We start from the raw sequence: 15,949 nt of genomic DNA, 5'->3' as shown, positions 1-15,949 counted from the left end.
CGTTGTTCCTTCGCCTTTTTACAATGATCGACAATGTCCACGCGCCACATAAAAAAGCGCGCTAGTTGCACGCCCTTTTTGAGTTTGTATGCACTAAGCGCTAACCATTATGCCTTATTCCATAGGGTCTCCCCGATTGCTAAAACAGCCAATTTCCCCTTTTCTAACCCGAACTGTTCCCACGCCTCAAACAACTGATCTAATGCCTCAGGACCGGTATCGTCTGCCAGCCGGTATGCCCCGTAATGCATGGGAACCATCACCCTTCCTCTTGTATCCATAAAAGCCATTACCGCATCTTTGGGTGTCAGGTGAGCATTGCCCATCATCCATTCCGGTTCATAGGCTCCGATAGGCATCAGTGTATAATCGATATCAAAAGCTTCGCCAATTTCTTTAAAACCTCTAAAATACGCAGAATCGCCGGCGAAATACACCGTCTGCTGCGAAGATTGAATAACCCAGCCTCCCCAATGGGATGTATTGGCATCAGTCAATCCTCTTCTGGTCCAGTGCTGGGCGGGGACAAAAGAAAACGCAAGCGACCCGATCTTATAGGTATCCCACCATTCTGCTTCGATCACCGGTGTAAACCCTTTCCGCCTAAAAGCATTCTTCATGCCATGGGGTACCAAGTAGGTGATATTCCCCTTTAGTTTTCTCAGGCTGCCGTAATGGAGATGGTCATAATGATTATGCGATAGAAGCACATAATCAATATCCGGCAGCTCCTCAATAGGCAAACCTGGCTCGGTCTCCCTTCTTTCATATCCCATCCAGTTTGCCCAAACTGGATCCGTCAAAATATTGGCTCCGTCTGCCTGAATTAAAAAGGTGGAGTGCCCAATCCAAGTAATAGAAAAATCGCTTCTGTTCCTTCTTAATGCTTGGGCTTCTTTTTTGGATGATTGTGGAATACGAATGCTTAAATCCTTTATTTTTTTTCTTCTTTCCTTCTGCCATCGGCGTGTATCTCTTAACGTACTTTGAGATTTGATCCGGTCGTAATTATAGTATCTTTTTCTCAACGCAATCACCTGCCAGTTTTATCCTTTTTAACTAGCACCCAAGTCGAAGATCGAGCGCCAACAAGAAGTTCATTCAACCATTATCGGCAAAATCGCCGCCGATTAAAGCTTTGTTTTATCCTTATTTTCCCTGTTCCCGCAGACAATTGTAAAAAATACGAGAAAAAAGAACAGCAAGAATCAATTGCTGCTCTTTTTCACTTATCCAACTTCGATATCCTTCTTAGTGGTTAATACACCATCTTCATCACAATATACGAAATCCCCCGGATGCCATTCGATCCCTCCGAAGAATAACCCGATGTCCCGGCGCCCTTTTCCTTCTTTATTACTCTTTTTAGGATGGGTGCCGATTGCAAATACACCAAGATCCATGCTCGATAACGCACTTGCATCTCTCACACAGCCGTAAATGATAACACCGGCCAATCCCCTCTCCAATGCCAGTTCAGCTAATTGGTCGCCCATAAGCGCACAATTCTTGCTGCCGCCGCCATCAACCACCAGTACACTTCCAGCCGGCGCCTGTTGGATCGCTTCTTTCACGAGGACATTATCTTCAAAGAGCCGTACTGTTTGCATGGGTCCGGAAAATTGGTGCCGCTTGCCGAAGCTTTTAAACTCTATTTCACAAATGGATACTTCTTCCGGGTAACGATCACAAATATCTGCCGTTTTCACGTGCCTTCCTCCCTACGTGATAAGTATATTCTTAACTGGCGCTAAAACGCCCACTTCACCTTAGAAGTGAAAACAAAAAAGTATATATGGGAGATCAAGCGCCAATAAGAATTCGATTGGTTCGACTACTATTAAAAGGGAAATCAATCCCCCCGCCGATTAAAGCTTCACTTTATTATACCACTTCTTTTGTGCCAGCGTTTTCCAGCGAAGAAAAAGCGTACAGCCAAGTATTCCTTTAACGAAGGGAGTGTTCCTGCAACCATTGCTTTAACAGGTGCTGGTCATTTTCAATCATTTCCTTCAGTTTAGGGTTATAAAAGATAGATGCCGGATGAAAAGTAGGGAATATCGTATATTTTTTCTCTGACCATCGGTATCCATCTTCCCCGTCCCATTCCTGCACAGATTGATAAAGAAACGAACCATGATCTTTCGTAATGCTATGTTCATTGCCCACCAACCGTTTCAAACCGACATTTCCCAATGTGACGATCAACGGGGCATCCACATGTTGGACTTCATAATCCAGCAAAGGGGCATGGGCTATTATTTCTTTGCTGGTCGGGGCGCGATTGTATTTTTTTTTGCCCTCAGAGCCGTCCCTTTCCTTCTTCTTGCGCCACTTGTATGGACGGCTTCTGACGGCGCTTGTGATGAAGACATCTTCCCTGACTAGCCCCAAACCAGCTATGAACTCCATCAATTTTTTACCTGCTCGCCCGCTGAACGGGACGCCCGTATGGATTTCTGTTTCTCCAGGCGCTTCACCGACGAGCATAAATACCGGCTGATCGGGGCCTTCGCCATAAACGAATCCTTCGACAGCGTTTCCTTCTATCCGTTTTTTGCCTAACTCCGCCAGTTCTTCAGGAAGTCTCATGAATTAACCTCTCCTACATCGATTCTTATTTACCCTATACTCTTCCCATTACAAGGCAAAGTCAAAACCATTGTCAGTCCATTTGGATTTCATAGGAGGTAAACTTCGCTTTTCTAGCCACCTGCATGATCTGCATATTCAGCATAGTGTTCCCCAATAATTTCATAATGAAAATCACTTTTGCATAATTATCTTCTTTATATAATTGATAGACATCCTTAAGGAGAACCGCGGAGATTTCAGGCAAGAACTCCATCTTCCTGCAATCAAGCAACAACGTGTACTTAGCTGTTTTTATAGTAGCTGCTTTCTCCTGATATTCCTTTATGAATGCATATGCCGTTTCCTCATCGATATAGCCCAATATGGCCACTTCTACTTTTTTCTCCATCTTATTTATGTGGATGGTATACTTCTCTGTCATGCTAGGACTCCTTTACTCGCAAGCGCTCTTTAAAGCAGCCGGGGCATTCTGTCTTAATCTGATTGAACTATTTTCTTATTATATAGCAGTTTCTTTCTATTGTGAATATTCTAATACAATGCTGCGATTGACGGATGGCTACTCTTCTTACTATACTTCAGAGAGTAACTAAAAGATTAGGGGTTAAATAGATATGGATTTTGATATTATATATGCATCCTTCTACGTCATCCAGGATGAAGGCGAAGAAGGTTCTAAAAAAGCAAAACACTTCCAGACAATGGAGAGCGAAGAATATCTTCAAAGCCCTCTCAGCGATTTTCTAGGCGGAGAATTAAAAAAAATCGCCAAACGGAAAGTCGAAAAGCATCCAAAAGGTGAAAATGTGCCGACCAAATTAGGATACTTCATCGTCCAAGAAGGTTTTGATGCCACTTCGAATCCAAATTTTGTTCTTTTCAATAAAACATGCTTCGCAGAAAATAAGGAACAATTCCATGAACAGGCTGAACAATTCGTCCAGCTATATATGGATACAAGTGCAGTCCGTGGCGGGGCATTCATCATATTGACTGCCAAGCTTAACAAGTATTTTGATGAACCATTTCTTTTCCTATTAAAATGTGATTTTGAGCCCAAAGTCGCTTCCATCTCTGATGAACGGACTCTGATTCGCAACGTGGAGATGGCCATCACCACCAAAAACATGAAATCGATCATGTATCCATATATGCCGGAAGAAGGCATGGTCGAAGAGACGGAACTGAAAATCCATCAATCCTCACATGCCAAATACTTTGAGGACTTCCTGAAGTTTGTTGACTATAATGAACCAATGCCGGAAATCATGAAAAATCAAGTGATGGAAATGGTGACTGAAACCATTTTAGAGTCTTTGGAAGATGAAAGTGAAGAGTTCAAGCAATTTGAGCAGGAAATGGAAGTATGGAGTGTCAGTGAGAAGCGGGAAATCAAAGAGCAGCTGGACACCCATCAAATCGTGGAAGCAACTGCATCTTTGGTGGAAATCACACCTGATTTGGAGCTGAGAATGAAGCTTGGCCACGTCGGTGTGAATGGGATGTTATCAGACTTCGGCGAAACTGTTCATGTAGCAAAACTGAATGGGAAGTACGTAACAATTATTGAATCCGATACGATTACATTCGAGAAGACTGCTAGTCCGATTGAGTTTTTGAAGCCAGATGAACTGGATGTTGTGATTGAACGTATTAAGGATCGAAATCCAGTGGAGTGAGTATTAGAAAAACTTATTTTTTAAGGATTTGGCATCAACTAGCGACAAAAAATGTGACCGCTCCATTGAATGAAAAAGTTTTGGAATAACAAAGATTTTCACCTCTATTAGTGCCCAAATAATACACTTAATTAAAACCAGTGGAAAATAATTCGCTGGTTTTACACTTTTAAAACAGGATTAATGCATTTAATTCACGAAAAAATAGTAAACGTGAATTATTTTTCTTTGCTGCCAATTCATAACTTGCACATACTATAATAATGTTGATACGCTTAATTAAGAAAGTTTGCCAGAAGGAGTTTTTGATCATGGGGTTTATATTACGATTTTTTGTCAATGGCTTTTTATTGCTGGGAATTGATTGGCTATTTGATGGAATGTGGATAGAGGGATATGGAACAGCATTGCTCTTCATTATAATCCTTAGCATTTTAAACATACTAGTGAAACCGATTCTATATATAATTAGTCTCCCTATCACGCTATTGACATTAGGACTGTTCTCTTTTTTAATCAATGCCTTTGTTTTTTATCTCTCCTCTCAATTTGTGTCAGGATTTCATATCGAAGGATTTTTCACGACGTTATTTGCTTCCATCCTATTCAGCCTTGGACAAAGTATGTTCGCATCTATAGAAAAAGAATAATACTTTAGACAAAAACACCCAAAGGTTCGTTGTTTACTCTAACCTTTGAGGTGCAGCACTGAATAGGTCAATGAATACATGCAAACTGTTGGATCAGGCCACATTTATGCTTGCGGCGATGCTGCGGATAGCTGCGGCCTACTGCTTACACCTGTTGCGAGACTCGAAGCTGATGCCGTCATTGAAAATATTTTGCACAAGAACTGTAAGAAAATCCATTATCCTGCTATTCCAAGCGCCGTTTTTACCAGCCCTAAATTGGCACAAATCGGCATAAGCAGCAAGGAAGCAGCAGAAAGGCCAGATCTATATCAAATCAATAAAATCGATACAACCAAATGGTATACGTACCGCCGGACAAACGAACCAACTGCCCAAGCCAAAGTCATCCTTAAGAAAGATACGCAGCAAATCGCCGGCGCTTCTTTCTTAAGCGAAGAAGCGGATGTCATGGTGAACTATATCGCCTTCATGATGAAAGCTGGCTTGAAGGCTAGCTACCTGAATGACCTATTATTTGCCTATACATCTCCAGCAAGCGATTTAAGTTATATGGTGAAAGATTAATAAAAAAGTGCACCTCCATAAGTTCTTGTAAAACTTATGAGCCAGCACTTTTTTATCTATCTTTACTGCATTCTCTATTATTCAGATAGCAGCAAGATTTTTTAGTGCGCCGACAAATAATATCGGCACACTATCTTATAGTTAAGGTTGGATAACGGCTCTACCTTTCAGTTGACCTTTTTCCATTTGTTCATATGCTTTTTCAATATCCTCAAATGGGAATAGATCAACTTCTACTTTAATTAAACCGGATTCTGCTAAAGCAATTACTTCTTTAGCATCCGTGTAAGATCCCCCTTGAAAATTGAACACTTCAGCATCAAGCGGAAAACTGCCATACCAAGGTTGCTTGTTTGTCCCATGGCCAGCTCCGACCAGTCCATATGAGCCGCATTTCCGGACAACCTTTAATGCAAATTCAATGGTTGAATCAAAGCCTGCGAAATCTAAAACTGCCTCTACTCCGCGACCATTTGTTAGATCCATTACTTCTGACAAGGTAGATTCGTTAACACCTTGTACGGCAAAATCTGCGCCGAGCTCTTTTGCAACTTTCAACCGATTTTCATTCATATCCACTGCTATTATGTTTGCTGAACTCATAGCAGATATAAACTGTATCGCATAACTACCCAATCCACCAGCTCCAATGACAATCACACTTGATCCTGGAACTAATTTAGGCAATACCCGTTTTACAGCATGATAAGAAGTTGCTCCTGCGTCTGTTAGTGGTCCCGCTTTTATAGGATCGAGAGAGTGAAGTTTAATAATATGCTTAGTATTTGTTACTAAGACATAATCAGCTAACCCTCCATCTCTTCCGTAGCCACGGCCCGCCAATCCATGGTCGCAATTATTAGTTAACCCCTTCATGCAGTATTCGCACTCGCCACAGAAAGCAGAACTTGAAAGGGCTACAGCTTCTCCTTTTTCAAACCCTCTAACACCCTCACCAACTTCTTCAATATATCCTCCAATTTCATGCCCAAGAGTAAAAGGCATTTGCCAACCAATGGCTTCACCAATTTCTTTACTCATGGTTCTCATCCCGATATCCGAGTGGCATAATCCGTTCCCGGCAACCTTAACAAGAATCTCTCCTCTTTTTGGTTGTGGGACTTCTAATTCTACAAATTGAGGATCTTGTCCCCATTCTACCATTCGATACGCCTTCATTTTTTTCATTGTAAAACCCCCTTTGCATTAATAGAAAACTATTTATATATTTATTTTAAAGAAATTTTCTTAAAATAACAAAATGTAAGCATTTTCACTTATTTTCCAGACCGTTCAATCATCAACCTATCTGTCATTTTAATAAAAAAACTGTAGGTAGAACACTCCTTTTCAAAGTGTCCTACCTACAGGTACCCGTTATTAATCATCTCTTTTTCATATGTTTATAAAATCTACCTTTTAGTCATACAGCTATTTTTCTTCTAGTTTATAACCAATCATCTTACTACCTTTTTCATCTAAGTAAACATCTAAAAACTTATGTTCACTTGTTTGAAATCTCACCAAAATAGTATGAATTTGTTTTATGTTCATTCTTTCAACATTGTCTATATAAAAATTACTCCCCGATTTAAAGAAAATGACTTCTGGGCTTACTTTGTTTATAATTCGACTTTTATAAGGATCCGGAAGATTCCCATATGCTTCTTCTTGTAAGCTTTGTTTTTGCTCCTTAGTAAGAGAATAACCTTCACTGCTTACACTATTGACAGGTATTTCATTGTACATAAAAATCAATATAATACCAAACATTATGAATGTAATGAAAGATATCACCATTTTTGATTTCATAATCAGAGTCCTTTTAGACCAATATATCACAAAATACAAAATTTTACATATAGATAATTCTTGCAACGTTTTCCCCTTTTTTTTACTAAATATAATCCCATTTTGTTTTAAGCATCGCTGCTGCATAAGTGTAAAGCAAAGACGAATGCGTCAAATATATTTTTTAACTCTTAAAGCTGCATCACTTAACCCCGCATAACTAATCTGTCCATTTCCGAAAAAAGGAGTGGAAAGCAAATATACAGTTATCACTCGAATCCTTCTAACCTTCCACTCTCAATTTGGTATCCATTTCGTTTATAAAATATTCAAAACTTAAAATAAATATAATGATCTCTTCCTACATACCACTAAGAATTCAACCAAATTTTCCCTTTATATTAAGAACAAAATACTAAACTTTCCTTTTTTTCTTCACAATTCATATATACATATTATATCCTCTTTCCTATAATTATACTGTACAGCACTTGTAAAGAGAGGAACTAGATCAATGGATGAACTTAATAGAACTAAGAAAAAAAAGCGTAAAAAAAAGAAGAGGACTTGGTTAAAGGTTACAGGCATTGTTGTTGGATTGCTGATTCTTATAGGAGGCAGTTGGGCCTATTCGATATGGCATTCACTTTCTAAATCCGTCGATTCTATGTATACGCCCTTAGACCGGACATCCGATAAACGGAATGATACAGTTACACTTACGGAAAAAGAACCATTTTCCGTTTTATTATTAGGGGTCGATGAACGGAAAAACGACTCAGGCCGATCAGATTCAATTATCGTCCTGACGGTGAATCCGAATGAAAAGTCGGTAAAAATGCTCAGCATCCCGCGCGATACACGGACAGAAATCATCGGCAAGAATAAACAAGATAAAATCAATCATGCCTATGCATTCGGTGGAGCAGAAATGGCGATGGATACAGTAGAAAACTTCCTGGACATCCCGATTGACTACTATATCAAAATCAATATGGAAAGCTTCAAGGAAATCGTCGACGCAGTCGGCGGAATCACCGTTCAGAATGATTTGGATTTCACTATAGACGGCTCCCACTTCAAAAAAGGAACAATCACCTTGGACGGAGATGAAGCGTTAAAATACACTAGAATGAGATACGAGGATCCACGAGGAGATTTTGGAAGACAAGCTCGCCAACGGCAAATTATTGAAGGCATCCTTTCAAAAGGGGCAAGCCTTTCTTCTCTAACAAATTACCGTGAAATCTTCAATTCACTAGGAAGCAATATCCAAACCAATCTCTCTTTTGATGAAATGATGGATATCCAAAAAAATTACAGGGACGCAACAGGAAAAATTGAAGAAATGTCCGTCGAAGGAGAAGGAACCAAAATAAACAAAATTTATTATTATTTAGTTTCTGATCAAGAGAAAGCGCGGCTTCATAAGGAATTACAGGAACATTTGGATATAGATTAAAAAAGTGAATGCCCCCTTTAAAGATAGACAACTGTTTTTAAAGGGGACATTTTATGTATAAATAAAGCTCTGTCTATCGAATCTGAATAAAAGTTAAAGTTTTCGCGATATAGCTGAGACCTATAATCATACACGCATAGAAAAAAGACCTGAACCCAGTCGAATACTGAACTCAGGTCATCGAAGTCTTAACGAAACTGTCTAATCTTGCTTCCGACTATTGCTCCTTTGGATTATCCGAAGAAAGAAGAAAATACCAAGTGCTCCTCCTACACTATCAATCATGACATCCTGCACGAGCGGTGTGCGGTCTCCTGTAAAGTACTGATGCAATTCATCAAGAGATGCATACAAAACAACAAATAAAAAGGCATAAAGGCCAATAAATCTAGCCGTTTTCCATAAAAGCTTTAAGGAACCAACCGTAAAGAAACCGAGACAGAAGAATACAAACAAATGGGCAAACTTGCGCATAAAGAATTCAATCACACCCGGTACCCCTATTGCCTCGACACTCACTTCACTGCCTGCATATGTAAATGAAATGAAAGACAAAGCCTTTTCCCAAAACGGCCGGTTAAACACTTGCCCTATTTCTGACCGCATATCCTGATCACCGTAGGGTTGAGATGACGAATAAAAAATCACCCCCATGACAAGTAAGACTCCTATTATAAATAGCCAATTTCTATGCTTCTTCATGTCTTAACACAACTGCCTCCACTCGTTGTTACTTAAATCATTCAAGACTTCTGGAGAAACACAATAGTAAATATTCAGAAAACCTCCTACATATCCAATTGCTCTTCATTTACAATTTATATAATATTATATATTTAGCTAAAAGTATATAAATATAATGATATTGTCCTCTATCTTGGAAAATACCACTTCGTTTACTTTTGGATTGATCAGCATTTTTTTCATTTTACGACAGAAGATTCCCTCTTCAATTGTGTTCAGACTATATCCCAACGATAGGCAAGAAGTAAATATCGGTAGGTGCAAGCATAAATGGTTCATTTATCAGAACAATCACGCTATACTACTATAGTTGTAAGTTGTTCCTTCAAAACGAAAGATACAGGGTTATGCCAGGAAAAACATCTGTCACGTAAAATTTCCTTCGTTCTAGCAACCCCTACGCACCAAATTAAAATCAAGCACAGTAGAGTGCATGGTAAGTTTAACGTATAAAATAGGTTGCGTATTCACCGTAGAGATTACTACGATAAAACGTTTTAACACATAAATAAAATTTGTGGAATCAAAAAAACCCTATTCTGATTGATTAGGAGTCTCACTATTATTTTCAACGTAAAAAAGAGTGGGAGCTTCCACTCTTTTTTATATCATTATTATTAATTTACTTAATCACAGCTTGAGTTGATTAAGTAATCACCATTAATTGTCTATAAAAATGTTTTCTTCTTTTAACCGTCCCTATCAGTTTGGATAAGTATGTAAGTTTAAGGAATAGCAGCTTCTTGATTGCAAAAAATTTCTATAATGCTTTACTTTTATGAAAGTCTCTTTATGTCTTAATAACCTATCTTAAAATTCCCCTAAGGTGATAATGCCTAACTTGTTATTGGACACCCATTAGCATTCACTATAGTAGTTACATCAGTTATCTGCTTTTTTAGCTCCGTTCGTTCAGATAATATAGTTTTTCTTAACATGGGTATTCTGAAGCAACTCCCCATCACTTTTATTATGGGCATCATTAATGAAAGATCCTACTTCTCCCATATTCATCGATTGCATTCCATATTTATGCTGAAGTTCTTTGAAATGTTCTAAGATATTCTTTAATAACCGGCAATTCTCTTCAATGTGAATGCCAAAATTATGAGGATGCCACCATAAATGATAGATTTTCTTTTCTTTAGCCGCTTTCGTCATACTCTTTTTAATGCGATTTAATTTTAACGGTTCAGCCCATCTTAGGTGGTGATTATATGGTCGAAGGAATTTGCTGGATGGCAGATTAATCACTGATAATTGATGTTTCTCTTCTAATGAATAAATATGGTCTCCAGTAATATTAATATATGTATCCAGCAACCGAAGGGCTCTTTTATATACTGATTGATTTTTTTTATGACAATCAGGATTGTATAAAAATGATTGCTCGTTTCCACGGTAAGTCGACAATCCGTGCTTTTGGCATATATGTAGATACTGCTCATTGATCTGGTTTCTTGGGAATACAATTGATTTAATATTAACGTCTTTATGGACTCCTGCATGAACAGCCGCTTTTAAGTCTGCTTCGAAATCATCGCCATTTTGCCCTTCTTCCAAACAATAATAATGGGAAAATGTATGCGTGCCGATTTCTTGAAAAGGGACTTTCTTTATTATATCAATTAAAGAAGAAGCATAATGGAAAGGATCAGTCGTTTCACCCTCTCCGATATTCTTTATTTTCGGATAAGGGGACAATCCTTTGTCGGAGTATCCAGGTTTCTTATCCGGCAAATTGGCTAGCAGTTTTTGCTTGTCGCTGTAAAACAAAAAACCAACCGTCGCCCAAGTTACATGGATATCCAGACTTTTAAATAGATCAAGCATTCGTGGTACGACTTGACGGACTCCCAGCAGGTTATTTTGGTAATCCGCAATGTCCATGACATCATGTATTCCCCAGTATAATTCACAGTCTAGCGAGATGATCATTGCTCCGTGATCCACTATGCTTTCTCTCCTCTTTTTCATTTTCAAATTCCTGAAGTAAAATTAACCCCACTTTTTCACTAGATTCCAATTTGAACTTGCTGATGAAAGAATCCGGAATATAGGTGTTTTTGATCCCTAAGATCCTTCTAGTGATTAACATCATACCGAGTCTCCTCTACTATGCATCTATTTGTCTTATTTTTATTTATAAGGTTTTTTATGGAAGTGTGCCCTACTATAGTACGGATACGACAGATGCGATTGAGCGTATATCCAAACGATTCAACTGTACTGTCCCTGTAATGCTGTACAAGATAAATCTCCTTCAATTCTGGATTTTCCACCGACAGGCTCTGTTCTATGCCTTCAATATGCCCGTTTGTAGATAATTCGTTGATTACGGCGGTATGTGGGTTTAATTTTACTTTTAGCCCTTCTTCCCCTAGTCTCATTTCTTGTGTGCTGGTCCAAGAAACCTTTTGAAAGTTATGATCTTCCTTAAACGAATAACCTTTTTCGCCTTTGAAAAGCTTCGTTACTGCGGTCCTCAGATTCTCCCCCTGAAAGTCTTTTTTTTTGATAAGGTCCTTTAGCGCTACAGGAAAAATCACTGAACCCTGCCCGTCATTCTTTACATCTGGCAACCTTTTCTTGTAGATGAAACAACGTTCAGTGAAGAAGATTTTATGACTCAGCATTCGCAGTTTTTTCTTTCCAACCTTGACGAATAATTTTCGGTCGGATATAAGCTTCCTCCACTTCCCCAGCGTGTTTCTCTTGAACAAAATAATCGGACGGTATTGTTTAAGAACGGCATTAATCCTGAATTTCCATTTCAAAAGTAAATATGAAAGTGAATTGGTACCTTTCCCTGCGAAAAGGTACAGATGGGCATAGTCGTCTGCTGTCTTCCACTCCCTTTTGTATGGCTCATCTCCTATCGTCATATCATATATAAATGCACCATTGTTGAAATGCTCAGCGATGGATGAATTAAATATCATCTTGCCCGGACTAAAAACCCCAAAATCATCATCATGCCCCAACAGGTAGAACAGATAGCGTCCCCTGCATAGAAATCCAAAAAGAAAGGCAATCATACGGCCTTCGATAAATAATCCATGGCTAACAGGTTTTAATGCTTCGCCATGCAGCTTGGCCATTTTCTTGAAAAACGTGCGGCCTGGCTCTTCCGAAAAATAGCTCGTATCCCATTTTAGATTCCACCTTTTTTTATGGAGAGAAAACATATCATCCAGATGTTCTTCTTCTATGCGCCGGATCGAAATATCCGCCAATTTCTTTACTCTTTTTTCTTTCCGGTCGACTCCATGGTGCTTCTTTCTTTTTTTTATAAAAGCCGGCATATCCGGTTCCTGAAAAGAAATATAAGGTGAAAACGTTTTAGTGGATGAGTAATCGTATCCATTGTTTTCGAGGAGTAATTGCAGGACATCTGCAGTCCCACTGCTTTCTAGTAGGCCTGACCATATAAAAATTGCCTGGCGGTTCCTATCTATTACATATGGTACAAGTTTGTTTAATGCTTCATTCTTCATTGTCGGATTGACGACGATGTCCATATAATTGCTTTGACCTTGGCCGATCATATAAATGGTTTGCTTCGTGAATCCCCTTTTTTTCATCAGCGGCAAAAAAGCTTGATAGCTGCTTTTGTCCTTTAATGCCACAACGTACATTTCAAAGCCAAAGCCAAAAACTTCCCACCATTTTTCAATCCAGCTGAATTCAAGAAAGGGAATATCATTGTTCATTTTTATGAGAATATTGTTCCATTCATTCCGCAATGACTTCAATTTCTCTAATGAGTCGATTTCTTCAAAATTCAACGCAACACCCTCCAATCCCTTTCTTAAATGAATAAAGTATCACTATTTGTTGGCGGCTCTTTCATAAACGGCCTCAGTTTCTTGCAACATCCTCTCTGCCTTGAAATGTTGCTCATATAACCGTCTGGATCTTTCCCCCATTTGCTTCCGTAAAAAGGGGTTATGCAAAAGAATCTTACATTTTTCTGCTAGCGCTGCTTCATTTTTCCGAGGTACAAGATATCCGTTTTTGCCAGGTATTACCACTTCTTTTATGCCGCCTACGTCCGTTGCGATGATGGGGAGCCCGCTCCTCATCGCTTCCAATATACAGAGAGGCAATCCCTCCCAATTGGAGGTGAGAATGAATAACTGTGATTGTTTAAGGAGTTCTGGTATATCCCTCCTGCTGCCAAGGAATTCAACTTGATCTTCCATGCCAAGAAGACGGACCAGCTCTTCAGCTTCTTGAAGTAAAGGCCCCTCTCCTACGAAACGCAACCGCCACTTATCATTATTTAATAAATGAAGAGCTTTTAGGAGAACTAGTTGGTCTTTCGGTTCAGCAAACCGCGCGACCATAATAATATTAATCGGCTCCAAGAAGGGATTGGCCATTGAGTCTTCTGATGTATCTGAAACACCATTTTGGATAACGGCCATTTTTCGCCTTGGAACGATCCGCTTGTTATCAGCAAGATCATAATCATAGTATGAGACGGTAATAACCCGCGTTGTCAAATAACCGGCCAGCTTTTCGATTGAACGATAGAGCAACTGTTTACGTTTGGAGACGCCACCAGTAAATGCCCACCCATGGGCAGTGAACACCGTAGGAATTCCCAAAGACCATCCAGCCAATCTGCCTACAATTCCTGCTTTAGATGAATGGGTGGCCAACACGTCCGGCCTGATTTCTTTCAATTTTTTTCTGATTATGAGGAACGCTTTGAAATCCTGCAAAGGGTTAATAGATCGTTCCAATGAACGAATTGCTATGTAAGAATCTGCATAATCAGTTAAGGAAGGATTGTAAGGTGCTATGCTCCCTGACATGATGGTGACGGAATGGCCCGTCCTGTTCAGGTATTTACTAACTTCTTCCACATGCATCTGAGCACCTCCAGCTTCATCCATCCGTGTAATTAACTGAACTATTTTCATCTGAAGCCTCCTTAATGGTGTCAGAATCTTCTCCTTTGAACCATGCCATCGATAATAGCAACAATGAAGCGTATTGATAAAAAGCGATAAAACGCAATTCCAAAAATAACTACATATAATCTGCTGTTAGTGGTTTGGAAACAATGCTATTTCTAAATCTTTGAGACAGTCTAATCCCCATAAAGGCCAATAATGCCATTAAACCCACGTCACGCTTTTAGATAAAGTAAAACTTTGATCGGTAGAAGTTTTCATTCACCTCCACCAATCATTAAAAGGATAAAACTTATTATAAAGAAATTTCTTTTCCCTCATGTATGCTTAAATCAGTAAAAAGAATCTAAATGGACCGAAAATAGTCGGGTTAAAAAAACAAAGTCGTACCGAACCTATGCGAGATTCCGACAAAGAAGAACCAAGAGACGATTAAATAGATAGATTGTTAGAGTCATAAAACTGTATGCTTCCGCCGATATCCTTCACAAAAAACACAAAAAATTATAAGATGATTGTTCAGCCCATTAATGCACCAAATTGATAGGGATTCCGTTTAATCCTTCATATGTCTTTTTTAGGCCATCAATTAGCTTATATTGAGGATGCCATCCAAGTGTCTCTGTTAATTTGTGGTTCTCCAACAAGGAATGGCGAATATCTCCTTCACGGGCTGGAAGATAGATTACATCCACATCCGGTATAAATGACTGAAGAGACTGTATGAGGCCATTTATGCTGCAAGACTCAAAAGTGGATAGATTGAATATACCTGAGACTTCTGCCATCAAAAACCGGTAAATAGCTTCACTCACATCTTCCACAAAGATGAAATCCCTCGTTTGTTCTCCGTCCCCATATACCCATAAATGGTCACCGCGAAGCAATTGATTCATGAATAACGGAATTACACTCCCCTCATTGTTTTCCGTATTCTTTGGTCCATATACATTGGAAAACCTTAAAACAATGCTTTTTAATCCGAATAAAGTTTCCCATAGCTGACAGTATTGTTCACCTACCCATTTATTCAGGCCGTACGGGGAAGCCGGTTCACATACAGCTGTTTCAGAAAGCGGAGATTGAGCATTATTTCCGTATACAGCAGCTGAGGATGCAAAAACAAATTGTTTAACTCCATATTTTGCGGAGAGATCTAAAATGTTACATAAACCTTTTATGTTGATATCACAGTCGATGACAGGTTGATTGATTGAATGTTGGACAAGTGTCTGGGCAGCCAAATGAATAACGGCATCAAACGAATTTTCCTTAAAAAAAAGCTCGCATTTTTCGCTTTGGATATCTTCAATCAGAGCGATGTGTTCAAAGGATACATTTGATTTTTTACCTGCAAATATATTGTCCAAGATATAGATTTCATGGCCTTCAGAATGAAACTTTTCGGCTACAGAAGAACCGATAAAACCATATCCACCAGTGATTAATACTCTCATCTCTTTACTCCCTTTTCCTAAAAGAATAGAAACCCATACATCTGTGCAATTATGATAATCTTTTTAAATCCTAAGAAAT

Annotated in this window: 15 protein-coding genes; 4 read left to right on the top strand and 11 right to left on the bottom strand. The window is 39.0% G+C overall.

The features are described 5' to 3' along the window. Window positions 1–107: 107 nt before the first annotated feature. The 4 genes from BN1765_RS10240 to BN1765_RS10225 all read right to left on the bottom strand — a co-directional run bounded on the left by BN1765_RS10240 (window position 108) and on the right by BN1765_RS10225 (window position 3,016). A complete protein-coding gene (locus tag BN1765_RS10240) occupies window positions 108–1,028 on the bottom strand; it encodes an MBL fold metallo-hydrolase (protein ID WP_050615033.1) in 921 nt (306 codons plus the stop codon). A gap of 201 nt (window positions 1,029–1,229) precedes the next feature. Beyond that, a complete protein-coding gene (gene rraA / locus BN1765_RS10235) occupies window positions 1,230–1,709 on the bottom strand; it encodes a ribonuclease E activity regulator RraA (protein WP_050615032.1) in 480 nt (159 codons plus the stop codon). 238 nt (window positions 1,710–1,947) lie between these two features. Continuing rightward, entirely contained in the window at window positions 1,948–2,592 is a 645-nt protein-coding gene (locus BN1765_RS10230) for a uracil-DNA glycosylase (RefSeq protein ID WP_050615031.1), read from the bottom strand. 73 nt (window positions 2,593–2,665) lie between these two features. Continuing rightward, window positions 2,666–3,016, bottom strand: a complete 351-nt coding sequence (locus tag BN1765_RS10225; protein WP_050615030.1) for a hypothetical protein — start codon at window positions 3,014–3,016, stop codon at window positions 2,666–2,668. A 193-nt stretch (window positions 3,017–3,209) separates the two neighbouring features. Between BN1765_RS10225 and BN1765_RS10220 the strand changes: the two genes are divergently transcribed. From BN1765_RS10220 to BN1765_RS10210, 3 genes are all read left to right on the top strand, one after another. Beyond that, window positions 3,210–4,274, top strand: coding sequence for a DUF3900 domain-containing protein (locus tag BN1765_RS10220; RefSeq protein ID WP_050615029.1), 1,065 nt, complete (start codon window positions 3,210–3,212; stop codon window positions 4,272–4,274). A 311-nt stretch (window positions 4,275–4,585) separates the two neighbouring features. Then, window positions 4,586–4,924 carry a phage holin family protein gene (locus tag BN1765_RS10215; protein ID WP_050615028.1) on the top strand — a complete coding sequence of 113 codons (339 nt, stop codon included), beginning with the start codon at window positions 4,586–4,588 and terminating at the stop codon, window positions 4,922–4,924. A 78-nt stretch (window positions 4,925–5,002) separates the two neighbouring features. After that, window positions 5,003–5,491, top strand: coding sequence for an NAD(P)/FAD-dependent oxidoreductase (locus BN1765_RS10210; RefSeq protein WP_050615027.1), 489 nt, complete (start codon window positions 5,003–5,005; stop codon window positions 5,489–5,491). 141 nt (window positions 5,492–5,632) lie between these two features. Here BN1765_RS10210 and BN1765_RS10205 read toward each other — a convergent pair whose 3' ends face one another. Beyond that, complete coding sequence (locus tag BN1765_RS10205) at window positions 5,633–6,679, bottom strand: NAD(P)-dependent alcohol dehydrogenase (RefSeq protein ID WP_222705397.1); 1,047 nt, start codon at window positions 6,677–6,679, stop codon at window positions 5,633–5,635. A 243-nt stretch (window positions 6,680–6,922) separates the two neighbouring features. Continuing rightward, window positions 6,923–7,303, bottom strand: coding sequence for a hypothetical protein (locus BN1765_RS10200; RefSeq protein WP_147554174.1), 381 nt, complete (start codon window positions 7,301–7,303; stop codon window positions 6,923–6,925). 493 nt (window positions 7,304–7,796) lie between these two features. Between BN1765_RS10200 and tagU the strand changes: the two genes are divergently transcribed. Further along, window positions 7,797–8,744, top strand: a complete 948-nt coding sequence (gene tagU / locus BN1765_RS10195) for a polyisoprenyl-teichoic acid--peptidoglycan teichoic acid transferase TagU (RefSeq protein WP_050615025.1) — start codon at window positions 7,797–7,799, stop codon at window positions 8,742–8,744. A 201-nt stretch (window positions 8,745–8,945) separates the two neighbouring features. On the opposite strand, the gene BN1765_RS10190 is transcribed toward tagU, so the two are convergent. The 5 genes from BN1765_RS10190 to BN1765_RS10170 form a co-directional block, all read right to left on the bottom strand. Further along, window positions 8,946–9,446 carry a VanZ family protein gene (locus BN1765_RS10190; protein ID WP_050615024.1) on the bottom strand — a complete coding sequence of 167 codons (501 nt, stop codon included), beginning with the start codon at window positions 9,444–9,446 and terminating at the stop codon, window positions 8,946–8,948. 954 nt (window positions 9,447–10,400) lie between these two features. After that, window positions 10,401–11,465: a polysaccharide deacetylase family protein gene (locus tag BN1765_RS10185; protein ID WP_069203014.1), complete on the bottom strand. Its 1,065-nt coding sequence runs from the start codon at window positions 11,463–11,465 to the stop codon at window positions 10,401–10,403. 107 nt (window positions 11,466–11,572) lie between these two features. Further along, on the bottom strand, window positions 11,573–13,276 hold the full coding sequence (locus BN1765_RS10180) for a GNAT family N-acetyltransferase (protein ID WP_050615023.1): 1,704 nt from the start codon (window positions 13,274–13,276) through the stop codon (window positions 11,573–11,575). A 42-nt stretch (window positions 13,277–13,318) separates the two neighbouring features. Next, window positions 13,319–14,419 (bottom strand): glycosyltransferase family 4 protein, encoded by a 1,101-nt coding sequence (locus BN1765_RS10175; protein WP_069203012.1) that lies wholly within the window; start codon window positions 14,417–14,419, stop codon window positions 13,319–13,321. A 521-nt stretch (window positions 14,420–14,940) separates the two neighbouring features. Next, complete coding sequence (locus BN1765_RS10170; RefSeq protein WP_050615022.1) at window positions 14,941–15,870, bottom strand: NAD-dependent epimerase/dehydratase family protein; 930 nt, start codon at window positions 15,868–15,870, stop codon at window positions 14,941–14,943. Window positions 15,871–15,949 lie beyond the last annotated feature (79 nt).

This window comes from Bacillus testis, from assembly GCF_001243895.1.
Lineage (GTDB): Bacteria > Bacillota > Bacilli > Bacillales > DSM-1321 > Bacillus_AD > Bacillus_AD testis.
The sequence above is the reverse complement of the archived record's forward strand: the minus strand, read 5'-3'. Positions and strand labels throughout refer to the sequence as shown.